This window comes from Amycolatopsis sp. NPDC054798 (assembly GCF_053611505.1).
In genome coordinates this window covers 10,478-30,367 of sequence record NZ_JBSHAM010000095.1, presented here as the reverse complement: position 1 = coordinate 30,367, position 19,890 = coordinate 10,478, and the positions used below count along the sequence as shown (strand labels likewise).

Here is a 19,890-nt window from a genome sequence, read left to right as displayed (position 1 = left end):
GTGCTTGTCAAGGCATCTTTCCCGCCTTGACAAGCACCCCCGAACCGTCAGCACACTTGGCTTCGGGGTGCCCCCAAGAGACCCGGGCGCAATGTCGCCGCCAGGCGACGAGCCGAAACCCCCAATCCCCCCAAACGATCTCCGCTAGCGTGAAACCAACCAGCACGAAGGGCGAACCCCGATGACCCACCCCGAACTAACCACCCGTTTCGCCACCCTGACCACCGCCCACCTAGCCGACGCCTGCCTACGCGCCCGCCTGACCGTCCGCTGCGCCCCCGCCGGAACCAAGTCCGTCACCCCAGGTCAGAAACTATCCGGACGAGTCCTCCCCGCCCGCCACGCCGGCAGCGTCGACGTCTTCCTCGAAGCCCTCGCCTCCGCCCACCCCGGCGACGTCCTCACAGTCGACAACCGCGGCCTCCAAGACGAAAGCTGCGTAGGCGACCTCATCACCGCCGAAGCAGCCGCCGCCGGACTAAGCGGCATCGTCATCTGGGGCCTGCACCGCGACACCGCCGAGCTCCGCGAAATCGGCCTCCCGGTCTACAGCCTGGGCTCCCTGCCCACCGGCCCCCTGCACCTCATCGACCGCCCCGCGAACGCCCTGGAATCCGCCACGGTCGGCGACTGGACCGTCACCACCGACGACCTGGTGTTCGGCGACGACGACGGCGTCCTCTTCATCCCAGCCGCCCAAGCCGAGGAAGTCTTCCGGCTAGCGGAATCCATCCGGGACACCGAACACCGCCAAGCAGCCAAGATCCGCGACGGCGTCACCCTCCGCGCACAAGTCCGGTTCGACGAATTCCTGACCCGCCGGGATGCCGACCCCACTTACACCTTCCGGCAGCACCTCCGCGCGAAAGACAGCGCCATTGAAGAATAAGAAAACCGCTCTGGTCACCGGTGTCGGCCGAAAAGCCGGTATCGGCTTCGCAATCGCCGAACGCCTGAAGGAAGACGGCTGGACCGTCGTCACCACACACTGGTCCGGCTACGACCGCCGGATGCCCTGGGGCGCCGACGAAACCGTCGAGGGCATCGAAGCCGACCTAGCCGACCCGGAAACCCCGGCAAGGCTGTTCGACCAGATCGACGACGACGTCCAGGCACTCGTGCTAGCCCACTGCGAATCCGTCGATTCCAGCCTGCTCGACACCACAGTGGACAGTTTCGACCGGCACTTCGCGGTAAACGCCCGCGCGAGCTGGCTGTTGATCCGCGAGTTCGCGAAGCGTTACCGCGGCCCCCACGGCGCAGGCCGGATCGTGACGCTGACCAGCGACCACGTCGTGCACAACTTGCCCTACGGCGCAAGCAAAGGCGCGCTAGACCGGATCACCCTCGCCGCGGCCGGGGAACTCGGGCACCTCGGCATCACCGCGAACGCAGTGAACCCCGGCGCGACCGACACCGGCTGGATCCCCGAAGCCCACCGTGACGCCTTCGCCCAGCACAGTCCGCTAGGCCGGATCGGCACGCCACGTGACTGCGCCGGTCTCGTCGCGTTCCTCTGCGGCTCGGAAGGCGGCTGGGTGAACGGTCAGATCCTCGTCGCCAACGGAGGCGCACAGTGAACGACAAACATCTCGCCTACGTCCTGCTCCCCCGCGGCGAAACCGTCCTCCTGATCCGCCGCGCGCCCGGGACATTCCTCGGCGGGCATTGGGAATTCCCCGGCGGCACCGTCGAGCCCGGCGAAACCCCGGCGGCCACCGCGGTGCGGGAAGTCGCCGAGGAAACCGGGCTGCGCGTACGGCTCACCGGACAGCGGACCAGCCAGTCCTGGCCGGACCGCACCGGCAAACCGTTCACCGTGCACGCCGCCTATTTCGACGCGCACCCGGAATTCCTCGGCGACCTTCAGCTCAACCCGGCCGAACACGACGACCATCGCTGGCTGACCCCCGCCGACGCGGCCGGACTCCCCCTGTCCGACCACGTCAGGCAGGTACTGCTCGGCTGAAATCCCGAGCCAGCTGGGTGGCCCGGTCCCGCAGCAGCGACCGGGCCTCGGCGACGCACCGGTGCTCGTCCGGCTCCACATCGGTCAGCGCGTACACCCCGGCGAAACCCGCTTCCCGCCATTCCGGCGCGGACAGCAGGCACCGGCCCGCCAAAGCGACCACCGGGGTGCTACCCGCTGCCCGGAGCACGCCCACCGGCGCTTTTCCGTGCAGCGACTGGGTGTCGAGCGATCCCTCACCGGTGACAACAAGCCGGGCGTCGCGGGCAGCGGCCGGGAAACCCAGCAGCTCCAACAGCAACTCGATGCCCGGCCGAATACGGGCGCCGAGTCCGGTGAGGACACCGAACCCGACGCCGCCTGCCGCGCCAGCGCCCGGGGTGGTGGCGTGCGCGGAGCCCGCAACTTCGGCCCACCGAGTCAACCCGCGTTCCAGCACCGCGATCTCGGAGGGGCCAGCACCCTTCTGCGGCCCGTACACCGCGGCCGCGCCGTGCACCCCCAGCAACGGGTTGTCCACATCAGACGCCAGGACAATGTCCACTTCGGGCAGTCCGGAGAGATCCACTGTGGACAACTCGGCCAACGCCGCGCCGCCCGGCCGAAGCGGAGCACCGGAAGCGTCGAGCAATCGCGCACCCAACGCGGTCAGCAATCCGGCTCCGCCATCGGTGCAGGCGCTGCCGCCGACACCGAGAACGATCTGCTTCGCACCGGCGGCACGGGCGGCCGCGATCAGCTCGCCCGTGCCGTAGCTCGACGCGGTCAGCGGTTCCAGCCGGCCGCCGGGCAACCGGTGGAGGCCGGACGCCTCCGCCAGTTCGACCACGGCGACCGTCCCGCGCAACGCGTAGTACGCGGTGATCCGGCGTCCGGTCGGCCCGGACACCCGGACTGGAACGCGCCGGAACCCAGCGGCGACAGCGGCGGCGACGGTTCCGTCGCCGCCGTCCGCCACCGGCAGCTGCCGCACCGGCTCGCCCGGGGCGACCGCGGCGAACGCCGCGGCCACCACCTCCGCGACCTCCGCCGCGGTGAGCGAGCCCTTGAACTTGTCCGGGGCCACCAGAACCGTCACGCCGCTGCCTTGAACGCTCGCCAGTCGCCGATTTCGGTGATGTCCCGCAGCTGCACGTGCGACGTCTGCGGCCGCCGCAGCAGCATCGCGAACGCCGAGCTGCCGTCGGCCAGTTCGATCACGCCCAGCTCCAGTTCCGGCGGTTCGGACGGGAGCACGCGGTCGCGCAGCTGGTCCAGCGTCAGGTCGTAGACCTCGCCGGAGATCGCCGCGCCGCCGTGCGCTACCGGGACCAGCGCCGGGCATTGCCCGCCTACCGAATAGAACCGGTACTTCGCGGCCGTGGTCGTTTCGGCCACCAGCGGTGCGCCGTCGAGCAGATGGTGCAAGGGTTCGCCGCGCATCGCGCCGCCGTTGAGGAACATCAGAGGCATGGTGGTCCCTTTCTCTTAGAGGATCGCCTTCACCACGTCGATTCCGAAATAGACGGTGAACACGAGCGCGAGCACGGTGAGGATCCACCCCGCTTCGCGCCACTTCCCGCGGAAGGTCTTGATCAGCACGAACGCGATGAGGCCCGCGCCGACGCCGTTGGTGATGGAGTAGGTGAACGGAATGAGCGCGACCGTCAGGAACACCGGGATCGTGTAATCCGGGTCGTGCCACGGGATGTTGCGGCACTGCGCCACCATCATCCCGCCGATCACCACGAGCGCGGGCGCGGCGGCCTGCGCCGGGACGATGCCCGCGATCGGCGTGAAGATCAGCGTCGCCCCGAACAGCAGTCCGGTCACGACACTCGCCAGCCCGGTCCGCGCGCCCTCCCCGACGCCGGCCGCGGACTCCAGGAACACGGTGTTCGGCGACGAGCCGGTCACCCCGCCCGCGATCGCCCCGGCCCCGTCCACGAACAGGATCCGGCCCATCCTCGGCACCCGGCCGTTCTTCGACAGCCCGGCCTCGGCCGACACGCTGGTGATCGTGCCCATCGCATCGAAGAATCCGGACAGCACGAGGGTGAACAGGAAGATCGTCGCGGTCAGCGCACCCGCCTTGGCGAATCCGCCGAACAGGTCGACGTTCCCGAGCAGCCCGAAATCGGGAGCGGCGACGACGGAATGCGGCAGCGTCGGCGTCGTCAAACCCCATTCGCCGACACCGAATCCGTCGTGCAGCACCACCGCGAGCACGGTGGCGACGGCGATGCTGATCAGCACCGCGCCCGGCACCTTCCGCGACATCAGCACGGTCATCAGCAGCAGGCCGAAGCAGAACACCGCGATCGGCCAGCCGTCGAGATGCCCGTCGAGCCCGAGCCGCACCGGGACGGTCGAATGCGCAGCGTCCGGGGTCCGCGTGACGAACCCGGCACTGACCAGGCCGACGAGCGCGATGTACAGCCCGATGCCGACGGTGATCGCGGTTTTCAGCGGTCCGGGAATCGCGTTCATGATGCGTTCCCGGACGCCGCTGACCGCCATCAGCACAATGCAGACGCCTTCCAGCACAACGAGACCGAAGGCTTGCGCCCACGTCATCGCCGGGGCCATCTGGAACGCGACGATGCCGTTGATGCCGAGCCCGGCGGCGAGCGCGAGCGGCGCGTTGCCGACCAGTCCCATGAGGACAGTCATCACCGCCGCGGCGAGCGCGGTCGCGGTGGTCACTTGCGCGGCGCTGAGTTTCGCGCCGGTGATGTCGGCGGAAGCGCCGAGGATGAGCGGGTTGAGCAAGACGATGTAGGCGACCGCGAAGAAAGTGGTTACGCCGCCGCGTACTTCGCGGCCTACGGTGGTGTCGCGAGCGCGTGTTTCAAAAAGTCGCTCCACAATGGACTTGCGCTGTGGTCCGGGAGCCGAGGTCACCGCTTCGTCGAGGCGTACCTGGGTCATGCGTCCTCCCCTTGCCGGTGGGTGTGCCGGACCGCGCCCCTGGCACAGGCAAGGGGCGGCACGGCGGGACGTTTGCGTTTTTCTGGTGCTCCGGTCAGCACCGGGAGGGTGGCCCGGTGGGGTGGGGGCTCGTGAGTGTCGATGCCGGTTCTAACCGGCATTGCCACTCACGACGGCTCAGTACTCGACCCGGTCGGATCGGCCGAGCCAGGCGGAGAACGGGGCGAAAGCGTCCGGTGTGGACACCCGCGAAACCGGGGTCTGCCACGTTTCGCGCGGGTGGTCGAAAAGCTCGTAGAAAGCCCGGTCGTCGAAACCAGCACGGGCGGCGTCATCCCGATCGGCTGCGTAGAGCACACGGTCCACGCGCGCCCACAGCGAAGAAGCGAGGCACATCGGGCACGGCTCGCACGAGGAAACGAGCACGCAGCCGGACAAACTGAACGTGCCGAGCTCCTGGCAGGCGGTGCGGATCGCGACCACCTCGGCGTGCGCGGTCGGGTCGAGCGACGGGGTGACGCGGTTGACGCCGGTCGCGACGATCTCGCCGTCCTTCACCACCAGCGCGCCGAACGGGCCGCCGCCGTCGGCGACGTTCTTCTCGGCGATCCGCACGCATTCGGCGAGCCAGGCGCGTTCGACGTCGGCATCGATGGACACGGTCATGACAGTACTGCTCCCAACAGCTCGGGTTTCGGTGTGCTCAGGACCAGGCCGGACCAGCCGGCGGGGCGTCGTCGCGCAGGACGGTCCCCTCGATCAGGCCGTAGGGCCGGTCGGCGGCGTAGAACACCTCGCCGGGGTTGTCGAGGCCGAACGGCTCGAGGTCGACGAGGAAGTGGTGTTTGTTCGGCAGCGAGAACCGGATCTCCGCGATCTCCGGGACGGCCTCCAGCACCGCCTGTCCCATCGCGTACAGCGTCTGCTGCAGGGACTGGCTGTGCGTTCCGCCGAACGCGTCGAGCAGAGTGGCGAGCGCGGTTTCGTGCGCGTGCGCCCAGTCGGTCTCCTCGACGGAGAACCGCCAGGTCGCGGACACCGCGGTGGCGAGGATCCGGTCCTTGACCTCGACCAGCGTCGTGTACTCGTCGCGCGGGAAACCCCAGAATTCGGAGCCGGTGGAGTTGAGCACGGTCAGGTCTTCGACCCCGCCGAGCACCCAGGCCCGCTCGCCGTCGTAGGTGACGCGCGTGGTGCGCGTGCCCGCCCCGGAACGCGCGAACGAATGGTGCGCCGGCCGTCCGCCGACCTGCAGCCGCTCCCACGGATGGGCCACGATCCCGACGCGGGCGACCTGGATGCTTTCCTGCGTGGACACGAAATGCCGGGCCAGCCGCAGCGCGAAGTCCTCGATCTCGCCGATGCCGTCGCGGGCGAAGGCGAAGACGGTGTTCTTCTGCGTGTCGGTGGCCAGCACCTTGTCGTTGGCCCCGGTCAGATGGGTGTCGCTCATGTCGCCCGACAACGACACGCTCACGGTGAGGTCGGTGATCCGGTGCTCGTCACCGTCACGGTCGACGCGGACCAGCCGGTTTTCGGCCTTCCCGTAGCGGTTGTCGCCAAGAACGATCGCCATTGGTCATCCCTTCTCATTCGCTCGCCGAGTGAGTACACCCGCCGCGGCGTGGCCCGGGCCACGGCAGATCCACCGAAAGCGGCGACCGCGAACGAGTGGTTTTTCGTAGTTTCCGCCAAACCCCTCCGATGTGCGGTACTGATGTGCGGAAGGAGGCGCGCATGCGGCTGGGTGCACTGCTCGACATCCCGGAGCTGGGGTTGCGGCTGCTGGCGGGCGAGAAGGCGCGCGACCGCGAGTTCGGCCGCGTCTTCCAGGCGACCCTGCGGGATCCGACGCGGTACCTCGACGGCGGCGAGATCGTGCTGTGCGGGCTGCGCTGGCTGCCGGGCCCGTCGGACGCGGACGCGTTCGTCGGCAAGCTCGCCGCCGCGGGCGTGACCGCGCTCGGGGCGGGCACCGCCGAGGTCGGCGGCCCGGTGCCGGACTATCTGGTCGCCGCCTGCGAACGCGTCGGCCTGCCGTTGTTCGAGGTGCCGGTCTCGGTTTCGTTCGCGACCGTGGCCGAACGGGTGATCCTGGGCCTGGCGGCGGAACGCTCGGCGCCCGCCCGCGATTCGCACCGGCGGCTGGTGGCCGCGGTGACCTCCGGACACGGGCTGTCCGCGCTGGTCAAGGCCGGCGCGGAGGAACTGGGCACCGGCTGTCTCGTGCTGAGCGCGACCGGGCAGCAGCTGGCAGGCGGCCCCCAGCTGCCCGTCGAGCGCCGCACCGCGCTGGCGCGGAAGTTCCTGCGCGCCGAGCGGCTGCCATGTCAGGACGGCCCGGTCACGCTGCTCGGCGCGGCCGGGCGCTCCGGGCACCGGATCGCGAGCTGGTTCCTGGTGGTGGACGGCGATCCGGCGCAGTGGCCGTCCGCGCGCCGGGAGCTGGCGCTGGAACTGGCCGCGCTGGTCGGGCTCGAACGGTCGAGAGTGGACGAAGCCCGGCGGATCGAGAACCGGGCGGCCGAACCGCTGCTGCGGCTGGTGCTCTCCGACGACGCCGCGCCGGGCGAGCTTTCCTCCCGGCTGGCCGCCGCCGGGTTCGCCCCGCAGGAGCCGGTGACGACACTGGCGGCCGAGGTCCGCGGCGGCGGGCCGGGGCTCGCGCAGGTGCTCGTGGAGGAACTGCTGTCCGCCACCGGCCAGCCGGTGCTGGTGGCGACTGTCGACGGCGAGACGTTCGGCCTCTTCTCCTCGCGCGACACCGAGGCGCTGCGGGAAGCGGTGCACACCATCGAACCCGCGCTCGGGTCCGCGCGGCTGACGCTCGGCCTCAGCCGGGCCGCGGACGCCGCCGGTCTCCGCTCCGGCGTGCAGGAAGCCCGGCACGCGCGCACCCTGGCCGCGCTGACGCCGGGCCGCGCGACCGTGCTGTCCGGCGACGAGGTCGCGTCGCATCTGCTGTTGCTCGCCGCCGTGCCGGAGGACTTGCGCCGGACATTCGGCGAAAAAGTACTGGGGCCGGTACTGGCGTACGACGCCGCACACGGTTCCGAATTGATAACGACGCTCAAGGCGTTCCTGGAACATTCGGGATCTTGGACACAGACGTCGGCCACGCTGCACTTGCACGTGAACACCCTGCGATACCGGATCACCCGGATCGGCGAACTCACCGGACGCGATCCGAGCCGGTTCGCCGACCGCGTGGATCTTTATCTGGCCGGCTGCTTCACGCAGAACTGGGGGTGGTCTTGACCATCCGTCCGAAATGTCCTGGGAAAACGCCGGCCGCCGCGGTTTTCCGTACCCGGTAACGAAAATCTCAGCAGTACGGTTATCCGTAAAGAATTATTGGGAATCCTTGACCAATCGATGAAGCACGACGGCACTCGGGAGGAGGATGCACCATCCGAGGAAGCGTCCTACTCTGAGGTCATGTACATCGCATTGCTGTCTTACACAGCACCTCGAAACGAAGTCGACTACGCGCTGGCGGAACACGCGGAGTGGCTGCGAAGCCAGTTCGCGCACGGATTGTTCCTCGTTTCCGGAAAAGGAAACGAGGACGCAGACCAGGTCATCATCTCCCGCCCGTGCCTGCGCGGCAAGCTGGACGCCGTGCTCGCCACCGATCCGCTCGTGCTGCAACGGCTCGCGCATTACCGCGTGATCGAATTCTCCGCCACCCGCACCGCCGACGAATTCCTCACCGTCAACGAGGCGCTCGCCTCCTGATCGCACGTCCACGCAGATCGACCGAACGCCCGGACGCAGGTGGCCTCCGGACCGCTCCGCCCGCCACCTGCCGGACGTGCTCCCGCCGCGAACTCGCCTATGATCACGCGAGATTTTCCGTTCCGGCCCGGGAGACCGCATGCACACGCCCGACCTCGTGTTCCGAGGCCGTCGCCTCACCAGTGACCGCGCCCTGGTGATGGCCATCGTCAACCGCACCCCCGACTCCTTCTACGACAACGGCGCGACCTTCGAGGAAGCGCCCGCGCAGGCGGCCATCCGCCGCGCGCACGCCGAGGGAGCCGACCTGATCGACATCGGCGGCGTTCCCGCGGGCAAGGGCCCCGAGGTCACCGCGGCGGAGGAGATCCGCCGGGTCGTGCCGACCGTCGAATGGGCCCGCGAGCACTTCCCCGAACTGGTCATCAGCGTGGACACCTACCGCGCCGAGGTCGCCGACGCCGTCTGCCGCGCGGGCGCGGACCTGGTCAACGACAACTGGGCCGCGATCGAACCGGAGATCCTCGACGTCGCCGCCGAACACGGCGCGGGCTACATCTGCTCGCACACCAACGGTCTCGTGCCGCGCACCGAAGCCGTCCGGCCGGTGTACGACGACGTGGTGGCCGCGGTGGTCGAAGGCACCACCGCGCTGGCCGAGCGCGCACTGGCCGCGGGCGTGCCGCGCGAGGGCATCATGATCGACCCCTGCATCGACTTCGGGAAGAACTCCTACCAGTCCCTTGAACTGCTGCGGCACGTCGACGCGCTGGTCGCGACCGGCTGGCCGGTGCTGATGGCGCTGTCGAACAAGGACGTGATCGGCGAAACGCTGGACCTCCCGGTCGGCGAACGCGTCATCGGCACGCTCGCCGCCACCGCGGTGTCCGCGCTGCACGGCGCGGCGATGTTCCGCGCGCATCAGGTCCGCGAGACGCGGCAGGTCGCGGAGATGGTGGCGAGCATCGTGGGCACCCGGCCGCCGGCGAACGTTGTACGGTCGGTCTGATGCGAGAGATCTTTCCCGGCAGCCAGGACCGCACCGAGGCCGAGGTCGAAGCCCTCTACGTCTATCCGGACGGGCCGAAGTGGCTCGCGGTGAACTTCGTGTCCAGCGCGGACGGCGGGATCACCATCGACGGCCGTTCCGGCGGGCTGTCGACGCCCGCGGACCGGATCGTCTACCGGCTGGGCAACGACCTCGCCGACGTCGTGCTGGTCGGCGCGGGCACCGCGCAGGCCGAGGGATTCGAGGGCCTGCGCCCGGACGAGAAGACCGCTGAGCGGCGGCGCAGGCACGGACTGGCCCCGATCGCGCCGATCGCCGTGGTCAGCACCGGCCGTTCGCTGCCGCCGGACGCCCCGGTGATCACCAAGGCGCTGGTGCCGACGATCGTCATCACGAGCGCGGCGACAGACCCGGAACTGCGCGAGGCGTGGGCGGCGGCCGGGGCGGACGTCCTGGTCGCTGGGACAGGCGACCCAACCCTGCACAAGGCCACCGGCGACCCGGCCCTGCACGCCGACCCGGACGACCAGCGCCCGCGCCCCCGCCACGGCGACGTCGACCTGCGGGCCGCGGTGGACGAACTGGCCCGGCGGGGCCTGCGCCGCATCGACTGCGAGGGCGGACCGCACCTGTTCGCGTCGCTGCTGGCCGCGGGGGTGGTCGACGAACTTCGCCTGACGGTCGCGCCGATGCTGATCGCCGGGGACGCACCGAGGGTCGCGATGGGCGCGGCGATCGAACCGCAGCAGCTCGAATTAATCTCTGCCCTGGTGGACGACAACTCAGTACTCTTGCGGTATCGCGTCCACTGACCCGGGGAGGGATCGTGGCCAAGACCGCTCTGCGCAATGTGCGCGTCTTCGACGGACAGGGGCTCACCGAACCGCGCACCGTCGTGATCGACGGGCCAGTTCTCGGCACGGATCCCGCCGGGGCAAGGGAAATCGATGCCGCCGGGGCGACGCTGCTGCCCGGGTTCATCGACGCCCACGTCCACCTGGAGCGGCCGGAGCAACTGGCCGACCTCGCCGCGTGGGGCGTCACGACCGGGCTGGACATGGCGTGCTGGCCCGCCGAGCGCGTGGCCGAGATACGTGCCGCGGGCCCGGCGGATTTCCGCACCGCCGGGCTTCCTCTGATCGGCCCGGGCGGCATCCACGCCACAATCCCGGAAATGCCCGCTTCCGCGATCGTCATGACCGCGGAAGCCGCTGTCCAATTCGTCGAAGAGCGGGTCGCGGAGGGCGTCGACTACGTCAAAGGCGTCGCCGAAGCTCCCGGTGACGGCGGACCGCCCGCGGAGGTGTTGCAGGCGCTGGTCGACACGGCGCGGGAGCGAGGTCTGGACGCTGTCGTGCACGCAGCGACCCCCGGCGCGTACCACCTGGCTGTGGCGACCGGTGCGCGATTCGTGACGCATGTGCCGGTAGTCGGCCGGATCGCCGACGAGGACGTCGCCGCGATGAAGGCCGCAGGGCAGACGGCGATTCCGACGCTCACCATGATGGAAGGGGCGCTCGCCTTCTTCGCCGGTGCCACTGGGGATTACCTCGCCAACGTGGCTGCGTTGCGCGCCGCCGGGGTCGAAATCCTCGCCGGAACCGACGCCAACGGAGGTTCCGACGCCCCGATCGCGGTCGCGCACGGGTCGAGCCTGCACCACGAGTTCGAGCTGCTGGCCGAAGCCGGGTTGAGTTCGGTGGAGATCCTGCGCGCGGCGACAGTGGCCCCGGCGCAGGCGTTCGGGTTGACGGACCGAGGCGAGATCCGGGCCGGGCTGCGAGCCGACCTGGTCCTCGTCGAGGGCGATCCGGTGGCGGATCTGTCGGCGACGCGCGCGATCCGCGCAGTCTGGTGCGCTGGAACGGAAATCGCCCGCTAGCCGAGGTCGAGGAAGTACCGGTCCAGCACGGTACCGTCCTCGACCGTCCGGCTGCTCAGCTCGAACCCGACCCGTCGCGCCACCGCGCCCGAACTGACGTTTTCCGGCTCCGCCTTGATCACTGCCCGCTTCGCGCCTTCGCCGGCCGCGTACCCGACCGCCAGCAGCACCGCCCGCGTCGCGAACCCGCGCCCCCGCCACCGCGGGTAAAGCCCGTACGCCACGTTCGTCTCGCCTGGCGCGAGATGCTCGCCGGAGAACCGCAGGTCGACCGTCCCCGCCAACGCGCCGTGCACCCGGATGCCGAACGCCCGCAACGACCCGCCGGACGCCCATTCCTCCTGGCAGTGCCGGAAATACTCGCGGACCCCGGCCAACGTTCCCGGCCCGCCGTTGAGCCATCGGATCAGCTCGGCGTCCTCGCCCGCGAAGTGCGCTTCCGCGTCGTCCGGATGCAGCGGCGACAAGGCGAGTTCGCCGTCGGACAACTCCTCAAGATCGTTGGACGGCATCGTCGGCTTCCTCGAAAGTCTTCTGCGCCTTGGTCAGTTCGTCGGCAGCCCGCTCCGCCCGGCCTTCCGCCTCGGCAAGCCGTTCCCGCAGTTCGGTCACCCGGTCGTCGGCCTGCTCGGCGGTCCGCTCGGCCCGCTGCAGATTCCGCTCGGCCTCCGCCCGCGCCCGCACCGCCTGCCGCCGTTCCAGCGCGCGGACCCGGGCTTCCTCCTCGGCCTTCCGGTCCTTTTCGGACTGTCGGGTCTTCTTGGCCGGTGCGGGATTCGTCGGCAGCGACAGCCAGCGGTCGGCGTCCTGCCGGGCCTTCGACGTCAACCGCCCGGCCAGCGCCAGCCGGGCGACGTCGGCGTCCGCGACGATCGCCTCCAGCGTCTCCTCCACCTCGCGTTCGACGGAATCGCTCAAGCCGGACGCGTCCCGCAAGATCCGCTGCACCAGCTCCGCCCGCTGATGCGCCAGTTCGCGCAGCTGCGAGCCGTCGAGCTGTTCGTGTGCTTCGCGCAGTTTCTCGCCCAGCGCCGCCAGCTCGGACAGCGGAGCGGAACCGTCGCGCGCCAGGCGGTTGACGTACGCCGCGGCCGCGGTCGGCTTGCGCAGCGCGCGAATCCGGCGCGCCAGCTCGACGTCGCCCGCTTCCTTCGCGGCGCGAGCGGCGGCGGTGCGCTCCGCGACGAAGCCGGCCGGATCACCCGCGTAGAGCCGGTCGGCGACGGTATCGAAATCCGAGGTTGCCACGTGTGCCACCGAACCACACGAGTAGTCCGAACGCGACGCAACGCGTAACGTGGACGTCCACCCATCAAGGTCGAGTGAAGCGGGACGGTGCCCATGACGACTCCGGGCCGGCTCGCGCTGACGGCCAGCCCCCTGGTCGCCGGCGCGCTCAAAGCACTGCAGATCGCGACCGAGCTGCCGGTCGCGATGGGCGGGCCGGTGTCGGCGGCTTCCCGCTCGCACGTCATCGACCAGCTGCGCGGCACCGTCACCCGGTCGATGCAGCACATCCAGGTGGACACCGGGGCCGGGCTCGGCGGCAAAGCGGTCGCGCTGGCCCGGCCGTCAACGGTGGTCGACTACCTGAACGCACAGGGCATCACGCACAAATACGACCACGCAGTGGCCCCCGAACGGCTGCGCGCGATGGTGGCGCTGCCGGTGCGCGTCGGCGAGACCACGCGCGCGGTGCTGTACGCGGCGTCCCGGGATTCGATCACGTTCGGCGACCGCCTGTTGCACGCGGCGACCGCGGTGGCGACGCGGCTGGGACGCGACATCGAGGTCGAAGAGGAAGTGCAGCGCCGGCTGGCCGCACCGGCGGCCGTCCCCGCGGCCGAACGCGGCGACCTGCACGCCGAACTCTCCGCCATCGCCGGCTCGATCAGCGACGAAACCACTCGGCAGCGGCTGCTGGCGGTGTGCGAACGGCTGCGTCCGGAACTGGATCTGCCCGGCGTCGCGCTGACCCCGCGCGAGGTCGACGTGCTGCGGCTGGTCAGCGAGGGCTGCACGAACGATGAGATCTCCGACCGGCTCGGCCTGCTGCCCAACACGGTCAAGTCGTATCTCAAGCACGCCATGCGGAAACTGGCTGTGTCCAACCGAGTGCAGGCGGTGAACCGGGCTCGCGCCGCCGGGCTGCTGCGGGCCCCATGAGACGGCTGAGCGGCGTCACGATCGATTGCGCCGAACCACAAGTGCTGGCTGGCTTCTGGAGCGCGCTTCTCGACCGGCCGATTTCCGGGGAGCACGACGGACCGGACTGGGCCACGGTCGGCTCCCGGCTCGATGCCGCTCCCCGGCTGACGTTCCAGCGCGTCCCCGAACCGAAGCGCGGCAAGGTGAGGCTCCATCTGGACGTCGAAGTGGACGACGTCGACGAGGCCCGGGCGCAGATCGAACGGCTGGGCGGGCGGTGGACCGGCGTCCGCCACGACTATCCAGGGGAGGGCGTCGTGCTGGTGATGGCCGACCCCGAGGGGCACGAGTTCTGCGTCGTCCACTACCTCTGAAGTCCCGCCTGCCGGACACCCTCCATGTGGGGTGGCCGGATTCAGTGCGGCGAGCGAAAATCACCCGCGCGGGCAGCGTGGCCCGCGGAGGCGAAGGGATCGGCACGTGTTCTATGACCTCAGTGTCCGCGACTTCCTCGACCGCGCCGAAACGGTGTACCCGGACCGGATCGCGGTGGTGGACGAGCCCGCCCAGCCCGCGCGGTCCTGGGGCTCGGTGACTTACCGCGAACTCGCCCGCCGCGCCCGCGCGCAGGCGGCGAACCTCGACGCGCTCGGCGTTCCGGCCGGCGGCCGGGTCGCCATCGTTTCGCACAACTCCGCGCGGCTGCTGACGTCGTTCTTCGGCGTCTCCGGCTGGGGCCGCGTCCTGGTGCCGGTGAATTTCCGCCTCGCGCCCGCCGAAGTGCGCTACATCGTCGAGCATTCCGGCTCCGAGGTCCTGCTGATCGATCCCGAGCTGAAACCGTTGCTGGACAGCGTAACCGCGAAACACGTGTTCGTTCTCGGCGAGGACGACGACAAAATCTGGGGCGGCGACGGCGACCCGCGACCGTGGACCGCCGACGAATCCGCGACCGCGACGATCAACTACACCTCCGGCACTACCGCGCGGCCGAAGGGCGTCCAGCTCACGCACCGCAATTTGTGGCTCAACGCAACCACTTTCGGCCTGCACACCACGCTCAGCGACAACGACGTCCTGCTGCACACACTGCCGATGTTCCACGCGAACGGCTGGGGAATGCCGTATGCCGTCACCGGCCTCGGCGGACGGCACATCGTGCTGCGCAAAGTGGACGGCACCGAAATCCTGCGCCGCGTACAGGAACACGGCGTGACGATCATGTGCGCCGCTCCCGCTGTCGTCACCGCCGCCCTGGACGGCGCCGCTTCCTGGGACGGCGAAATCCCCGGCCGCGACCGCGTCCGGATCGTCGTGGCCGGGGCGCCGCCGCCGACCCGGACGATCGAACGCGTGCGGGCCGAACTCGGCTGGGAGTTCATCCAGATCTACGGCCTGACCGAGACTTCGCCGCTGGTCACGGTCAACCGCTTCCGCAGCGAATGGGCCGACCTGGACCCGCACGAGCAAGCGAAACTCCTCGGCCGCGCCGGCGCCCCGGCACTGGGCGTCCGCGTCGCGATCGACGCGGACGGCGAGGTCCTCACCCAAAGCAACCACAACCTGGACGGCTACTGGGAAAACCCGGACGAGACCGCGCGGGTCCAGGAAGGCAACTGGTTCCACACCGGCGACGGCGGCACGTTCGCCGACGGCTACCTGACCATCGCCGACCGCAAGAAGGACGTCATCATCACCGGCGGCGAGAACGTGTCGTCGATCGAGGTGGAGGACGCGCTGAACTCGCACCCGGCCGTCCGGGAAGCCGCGGTCATCGGCATCCCGGACGAGAAATGGGGCGAGCTGGTCACGGCGCTGGTGGTGACGGACGGGACCGAGGTGACGGCGGACGAGCTGATCACTCACTGCCGCGGGCATCTGGCCGGGTACAAATGCCCGAAGCGGGTGGAATTCCTCGCGGAACTGCCGCGCACGGCGACCGGGAAGATCCAGAAGTTCAAGCTGCGCCAGCCGTTCTGGGAAGGACAGGACCGGCAGGTGAACTGAGTTCAGGCCCGGCCCGCCGCCTGTTTCCTGGACCAAGCGGCGGCGTCGGCGCCGTACCTGGCCAGCAAGCGCGCGAACTGAATCCGCTCCTCCGGCGACCACGCAGCGGTGATCTCCTCGAACGCCTTCCGCTGTTCGACGGCGAAACGGTTGCGTTCAGCCTCGCCCTGCTCGGTGAGTTCGAGGACAGTACGGCGTCCGTCGGCCTGCGACGCCGCCCGGCGCAGCAAGCCGTCGGCGATGCACGCGGCGACGGTCCGGCTCGCCACCGGCTGGGCGACTCCCATCTCGGCAGCGAGGCCGCCGACGGTCGTCTCGCCCGGCGCGTCCGCGATCACGTTGAGCACGAGGTTGCGGGACAGGTCCTTGCTCGACGCCGGTGCGCGCCGGCGCAGCCGGGACAGCGCCGGGCCGATCTGGTCCAACGGGTCGCCGGGGGTCCGCTCAGGGGTGGTCGCGCCGCTCATGCGCTCGATCCTAGGCCGCACCAGCGGATTTGCATACCTCTGCGTAAGTGCATAGCATTAGGTATGTAAATACTTTGAGCAAGGAATCGAGACGAACCGCCATGACACTCACCGCGATCACCAACGCCCGGGTCTTCGACGGGGAGAAGCCCCTCGGCGTGCAGACCGTGGTCCTCGACGGCGCGAGGATCGTCCAGGTCGGCGGCGAGGTCCCCCGCGACAGCGACGTAGTCGACGGCACCGGCGCCACCCTGTTGCCGGGACTCATCGACGCCCACGTGCACTCCGCACCGGGCTCGCTGGCGCTGGCGCTGCGGTTCGGAGTGACGACCGAACTGGAAATGCAGGGGATGAACACCCGGGAGAACCGGGGGCACATCACCGACGACGACACCGTCGCCGACGTGCGTTCCGCCGGTTTCGGCCTCACCCCGCCCGGCGGTCACCCCAGCGAGCTGATGCCCGAGGGATTCCGGCCGAAATGGGACCTCCCGCCGGTCATGCCCGTGATGCCGTTCTCCGCTACTCCCGAGGAAGCGGCCGCGTTCGTCCCGCAGCTGCTCGCCAGGGGCTCCGACTTCATCAAGTTCATGATCGACGACGGCAGCGTGGAGGGACACCCCGGACTGCCGATGCTCGACCAGGCGACCGTGAACGCCGGAGCCGCGGAAGCCAGGAAGTACGGCGCCCTCACCGTGGCCCACGCACTGACCGTGGACGCGACCAGGATGGCCGCCGAAGCCGGGATCGACGGCCTCGCCCACGTGTTCATGGACCAGCCGCACACCGCCGAGATCATCAGCCTCGTCAAGGACGCGGGCATGTTCGTCATTCCCTGCATCAGCCTCAACGCCTCGCTGATCGGGATCACCGGCAGCACCCTCGCCGACGACCCGCGCGTCGCCTCCCGGCTCGACGCCAAGTGGGACGAAACCCTGCGCTCCAGCTACAACCGCTACCCGCAGGGCAAGCTCGCCGACGTGTACGACACCGTGCGCGCGCTGGACGCCGCCGGTGTCGACGTGCTGGCCGGCACCGACGTCTCCATGCCCGAAACCTTCTTCGGCGGTCTCGCGCACGGAGCGAGCCTGCACCACGAACTGCAGTACCTCGTGGAAGCCGGCCTCACGCCCGAACGCGCCTTGCGGGCAGCCACCGCGACCACCGCGCGTCGTTTCCGCCTCAGCGACCGGGGCCGCGTCGCCGAGGGTCTCCGCGCCGACCTGCTGCTGGTCGACGGCGACCCGACCCGCGACATCAGCGACACCCTCAACACCCGCGCCATCTGGCGTCGCGGAGCCCGGCTGGCGGAATGACCGCTGACCTGCCCGGCGCTCCGTCCTTTTTGGACGGAGCGCCGGTTATTCGTCCGACGGCCGGTACACCAGCCGCAGCACCCCGTTGCGGAAGGCTGTCGTGTCCGCGAGCTGGAAGTCGAGCTGCGGTCCCTCCGCCGGGAACAACCGCCGACCCTTGCCGACCACCACCGGGTACTGCAACAGGGTCAGCTCGTCGACCAGCCCGTGCGACAGGAGCCACCGCACCAGCGTCGTGCTGCCGCTGGTCATGATGTCGCCGCCCTCGCTGGACTTCAGGTCCGCGATCGCTTCGCCGAGATCGCCGCGCAGCAGGGTCGTGTTGTGCCAGTTCGCCGCGGTCAGGGTGGTGGACGCGACGTACTTCGGCACGCTGTTCATGAACTCCGCGCCCGGATCGTCCGTGCGGCCGGGCCACGCCTCGGCGAACCCCTCGTAAGTCACGCGGCCGAGCAACATCGCGTCCGCGTCCGCCATGCCGTCGCCCACCGCGTGTTCGAGCTCGTCGTTCCAGTACGAGAGCGACCACTGGTCCGGCGCTTCGACCACGCCGTCGAGCGAGACGAACAAAGTGGACACGATCTTGCGCATCGAGCGACTCCTTGGAATTCGGGATCGCCGACACTATGGCGCAGCCGGACCCGCCGACGCAGCCGGTTGGCCCAATGCTTGGTCTGTCAGGGCACTTCCGTTACCAACTCGAGTGCCCGGCCGAGCGTCGCGAGCCGCTTTTCCAGGGTGTCGCCCGCCGGATACAGCCGGACTGTGTCGACTCCGGCGGCGCGCCACACCTTCAGCCGCGCGCGGACCATGTCCTCGGTGCCGATCAGCGTCGTCGCGAGCACCATCTCGTCGGTCACCAGCGCGGCCGCGCCGTCGCGATCGCCGGACTGCCAGCGTTCCCGCACCTCCGCGGCGACCTCGGCCCAGCCTTGCCTGCTGTAGGCGTCGTGGTAGAAGTTCGTGCTCGCCGAACCCATGCCGCCCAGCGAGAAAGCCAGTTCCTTCTTGCGGCCCGCGACCATGGTGCGCAGTTCGTCCTCATCGGACGCGAACGCGACCTCCGCGCCTTGGCACACCACGAGATCGGCGCGGCTCCGGCCGGCTTTCGCGAGCCCGGCGTCGAGGTGGCGGAAGTAAGCGTCCGCGCCTTCGGGGACGAAGCTCGTGCCCAGCCAGCCGTCGGCGAGTTCGCCGGTGAGTTCCAGCATTCGCGGCGACAGCGTGGCCAGGTAGATCGGGATGTTCTCGTTCGGCGTCGTGGACAACCGCATCGGGCGGGATTCGCCGGGCAGCGGGATCTCGAAAGCCTTGCCGGAGAAGGAGATTTTCTCCCCGGCGAACGCGCTGCGGATGATCTGCACCGTCTCGCGCATCCGGGTCAGCGGCCGCGCGAACGGCACCCCGTGCAGTCCCTCGATCACCTGCGGACCGGACGGCCCGAGCCCGAGCGCGAACCGCCCGCCGGACATTTCGGCGAGGGTGAGCGCGGCCTGCGCGAGCGCGACCGGCGTGCGCACGCCGAGCTGCATGATGCCGGAGCCGAGCCGGATCTTCTCGGTGCGCGCGGCGAGGTAGCCGAGCACCGACGGCGCGTCCGAACCCCACGCCTCGGCCACCCAGCATTCGCCGAGACCCAGCTTTTCCGCCTCCAGCACGAAATCCCGGGTTTCCGGCCAGCCGGACGACGCCTCGACGGTGGTGGCCGTGCGCATCATCCGGCGGTCTCCACGCGCTCCTTGATCGCGCCGACCGTGGCGGTCATCGACGCCTCGAACTCGCTCAGCCGGACGTGCACGATCTTCTCTTCCTTCTCCGGCATCCGCGCGATCACCTCGGACACCCCGGACGGCCCCGGCCCCATCTGCGCCCACTGGGTGAGCCGCGTGCCGCCGTTCTCCGGCGCGAGGGTGAACCGCCAGACCGCGGTCGGATTGGCCGGATCGGTGACCGCCCAGGCGAACACGCGCGGTTCTTCGCATTCGATGATGTAGGAAGTGGTCTCCCACTCCCCGCGCATCTCGTGCCGGTTGCGCCCGACGAAGGACTGCCCGACCGCCGGCGCCGAGCCCTCGTCGCACCACCGGACCGACTGCAGTTCGCCGCACAGCTCCGGCATGAGGGCGATGTCCGAGGCGAACCGCCAGACCTGCTCGGGCGAGCCGTCGATCCACGCGTCCACCTGCACGGTCGGGGCGTCCGCGTACCGCGCGCCGGTCCACTCCATCGAACATCCTCCTCGATTGCCGTCTCGACCAGCATAGTTGCGTAACGAGACTGACTCTGTCAATCGGCTCCGGCCTAAAGCCGTGAAGGGCCCCTTGAGGGAATCAGATTCCCTCAAGGGGCCCCTCACGGGCCGAAAAGCGGGCGGAACCCGCCGGGGGTGGGCATGCCGCGATATCTGTAAACACATAACGCCCCGAGAAAAAAACGAAGAGGAT

General features: G+C 69.8%; 23 protein-coding genes. 12 read left to right on the top strand and 11 right to left on the bottom strand.

Going from position 1 to position 19,890, the window contains the following annotated elements; genetic code table 11:
• Positions 1–181: 181 nt before the first annotated feature.
• Genes ACWGIC_RS37195 through ACWGIC_RS37185 form a run of 3 tightly spaced genes read left to right on the top strand, consistent with a single transcriptional unit; the run spans position 182 to position 1,969 of the window.
• Positions 182–889 carry an RraA family protein gene (locus ACWGIC_RS37195; RefSeq protein ID WP_452080630.1) on the top strand — a complete coding sequence of 236 codons (708 nt, stop codon included), beginning with the start codon at positions 182–184 and terminating at the stop codon, positions 887–889.
• Positions 879–1,580: an SDR family oxidoreductase gene (locus ACWGIC_RS37190; protein WP_452080629.1), complete on the top strand. Its 702-nt coding sequence runs from the start codon at positions 879–881 to the stop codon at positions 1,578–1,580. Before ACWGIC_RS37195 ends, ACWGIC_RS37190 begins: the two co-directional genes overlap by 11 nt.
• A complete protein-coding gene (locus ACWGIC_RS37185; RefSeq protein ID WP_452080628.1) occupies positions 1,577–1,969 on the top strand; it encodes an NUDIX hydrolase in 393 nt (130 codons plus the stop codon). Before ACWGIC_RS37190 ends, ACWGIC_RS37185 begins: the two co-directional genes overlap by 4 nt.
• Here the strand turns inward: ACWGIC_RS37185 and ACWGIC_RS37180 are convergent.
• The 5 genes from ACWGIC_RS37180 to pucL form a co-directional block, all read right to left on the bottom strand.
• Positions 1,947–3,047 (bottom strand): glycerate kinase, encoded by a 1,101-nt coding sequence (locus ACWGIC_RS37180; RefSeq protein ID WP_452080627.1) that lies wholly within the window; start codon positions 3,045–3,047, stop codon positions 1,947–1,949. The two genes, ACWGIC_RS37185 and ACWGIC_RS37180, sit on opposite strands and share 23 nt — an antisense overlap.
• Positions 3,044–3,421: an allophanate hydrolase-related protein gene (locus ACWGIC_RS37175; protein WP_009082380.1), complete on the bottom strand. Its 378-nt coding sequence runs from the start codon at positions 3,419–3,421 to the stop codon at positions 3,044–3,046. The genes ACWGIC_RS37180 and ACWGIC_RS37175 overlap by 4 nt, the downstream gene beginning before the upstream one ends.
• 15 nt (positions 3,422–3,436) lie before the next feature.
• Positions 3,437–4,879 carry an NCS2 family permease gene (locus tag ACWGIC_RS37170; RefSeq protein WP_452080626.1) on the bottom strand — a complete coding sequence of 481 codons (1,443 nt, stop codon included), beginning with the start codon at positions 4,877–4,879 and terminating at the stop codon, positions 3,437–3,439.
• 177 nt (positions 4,880–5,056) lie between these two features.
• The gene (locus ACWGIC_RS37165; protein ID WP_452080625.1) at positions 5,057–5,545 is read right to left on the bottom strand and encodes a nucleoside deaminase; all 489 of its coding nucleotides are present in this window, start codon (positions 5,543–5,545) and stop codon (positions 5,057–5,059) included.
• 37 nt (positions 5,546–5,582) lie between these two features.
• Positions 5,583–6,455: a factor-independent urate hydroxylase gene (gene pucL, locus ACWGIC_RS37160; protein WP_452080624.1), complete on the bottom strand. Its 873-nt coding sequence runs from the start codon at positions 6,453–6,455 to the stop codon at positions 5,583–5,585.
• Between the two features lie 161 nt (positions 6,456–6,616).
• Here pucL and ACWGIC_RS37155 point away from each other — a divergent pair, with 161 nt between their 5' ends.
• The 5 genes from ACWGIC_RS37155 (at position 6,617) to ACWGIC_RS37135 (ending at position 11,508) form a co-directional block, all read left to right on the top strand.
• Complete coding sequence (locus tag ACWGIC_RS37155) at positions 6,617–8,137, top strand: PucR family transcriptional regulator (protein WP_452080623.1); 1,521 nt, start codon at positions 6,617–6,619, stop codon at positions 8,135–8,137.
• Between the two features lie 180 nt (positions 8,138–8,317).
• A complete protein-coding gene (locus ACWGIC_RS37150) occupies positions 8,318–8,617 on the top strand; it encodes a YciI family protein (RefSeq protein ID WP_452080622.1) in 300 nt (99 codons plus the stop codon).
• A gap of 139 nt (positions 8,618–8,756) precedes the next feature.
• Positions 8,757–9,626, top strand: coding sequence for a dihydropteroate synthase (gene folP, locus ACWGIC_RS37145; protein ID WP_452080621.1), 870 nt, complete (start codon positions 8,757–8,759; stop codon positions 9,624–9,626).
• Positions 9,626–10,438 carry a pyrimidine reductase family protein gene (locus tag ACWGIC_RS37140; protein WP_452080620.1) on the top strand — a complete coding sequence of 271 codons (813 nt, stop codon included), beginning with the start codon at positions 9,626–9,628 and terminating at the stop codon, positions 10,436–10,438. Before folP ends, ACWGIC_RS37140 begins: the two co-directional genes overlap by 1 nt.
• Positions 10,439–10,452: 14 nt before the next feature.
• Positions 10,453–11,508, top strand: coding sequence for an amidohydrolase family protein (locus ACWGIC_RS37135; protein WP_452080619.1), 1,056 nt, complete (start codon positions 10,453–10,455; stop codon positions 11,506–11,508).
• Here ACWGIC_RS37135 and ACWGIC_RS37130 read toward each other — a convergent pair.
• Positions 11,505–12,020, bottom strand: coding sequence for a GNAT family N-acetyltransferase (locus ACWGIC_RS37130; RefSeq protein ID WP_452080618.1), 516 nt, complete (start codon positions 12,018–12,020; stop codon positions 11,505–11,507). The genes ACWGIC_RS37135 and ACWGIC_RS37130 overlap by 4 nt on opposite strands.
• Positions 12,001–12,756 carry a hypothetical protein gene (locus ACWGIC_RS37125; protein ID WP_452080617.1) on the bottom strand — a complete coding sequence of 252 codons (756 nt, stop codon included), beginning with the start codon at positions 12,754–12,756 and terminating at the stop codon, positions 12,001–12,003. The genes ACWGIC_RS37130 and ACWGIC_RS37125 overlap by 20 nt, the downstream gene beginning before the upstream one ends.
• A gap of 93 nt (positions 12,757–12,849) precedes the next feature.
• On the opposite strand from ACWGIC_RS37125, the gene ACWGIC_RS37120 reads away from it, so the two are divergent.
• The 3 genes from ACWGIC_RS37120 (at position 12,850) to ACWGIC_RS37110 (ending at position 15,663) form a co-directional block, all read left to right on the top strand.
• Positions 12,850–13,674, top strand: a complete 825-nt coding sequence (locus ACWGIC_RS37120; RefSeq protein ID WP_452080616.1) for a LuxR C-terminal-related transcriptional regulator — start codon at positions 12,850–12,852, stop codon at positions 13,672–13,674.
• On the top strand, positions 13,671–14,030 hold the full coding sequence (locus ACWGIC_RS37115) for a VOC family protein (RefSeq protein WP_452080615.1): 360 nt from the start codon (positions 13,671–13,673) through the stop codon (positions 14,028–14,030). Before ACWGIC_RS37120 ends, ACWGIC_RS37115 begins: the two co-directional genes overlap by 4 nt.
• Before the next feature lie 106 nt (positions 14,031–14,136).
• Entirely contained in the window at positions 14,137–15,663 is a 1,527-nt protein-coding gene (locus ACWGIC_RS37110; protein WP_452080614.1) for an AMP-binding protein, read from the top strand.
• A gap of 2 nt (positions 15,664–15,665) precedes the next feature.
• Here the strand turns inward: ACWGIC_RS37110 and ACWGIC_RS37105 are convergent, their stop codons facing one another.
• The gene (locus ACWGIC_RS37105; protein ID WP_452080613.1) at positions 15,666–16,130 is read right to left on the bottom strand and encodes a MarR family winged helix-turn-helix transcriptional regulator; all 465 of its coding nucleotides are present in this window, start codon (positions 16,128–16,130) and stop codon (positions 15,666–15,668) included.
• 101 nt (positions 16,131–16,231) lie between these two features.
• On the opposite strand from ACWGIC_RS37105, the gene ACWGIC_RS37100 reads away from it, so the two are divergent.
• Entirely contained in the window at positions 16,232–17,446 is a 1,215-nt protein-coding gene (locus tag ACWGIC_RS37100; protein ID WP_452080612.1) for an amidohydrolase family protein, read from the top strand.
• A 45-nt stretch (positions 17,447–17,491) separates the two neighbouring features.
• Here the strand turns inward: ACWGIC_RS37100 and ACWGIC_RS37095 are convergent, their stop codons facing one another.
• The 3 genes from ACWGIC_RS37095 to ACWGIC_RS37085 all read right to left on the bottom strand — a co-directional run bounded on the left by ACWGIC_RS37095 (position 17,492) and on the right by ACWGIC_RS37085 (position 19,673).
• On the bottom strand, positions 17,492–18,037 hold the full coding sequence (locus tag ACWGIC_RS37095; RefSeq protein WP_452080611.1) for a dihydrofolate reductase family protein: 546 nt from the start codon (positions 18,035–18,037) through the stop codon (positions 17,492–17,494).
• A gap of 86 nt (positions 18,038–18,123) precedes the next feature.
• Complete coding sequence (locus ACWGIC_RS37090) at positions 18,124–19,161, bottom strand: LLM class flavin-dependent oxidoreductase (RefSeq protein WP_452080631.1); 1,038 nt, start codon at positions 19,159–19,161, stop codon at positions 18,124–18,126.
• The gene (locus ACWGIC_RS37085) at positions 19,161–19,673 is read right to left on the bottom strand and encodes an SRPBCC family protein (protein WP_452080610.1); all 513 of its coding nucleotides are present in this window, start codon (positions 19,671–19,673) and stop codon (positions 19,161–19,163) included. The genes ACWGIC_RS37090 and ACWGIC_RS37085 overlap by 1 nt, the downstream gene beginning before the upstream one ends.
• Positions 19,674–19,890: the final 217 nt, after the last annotated feature.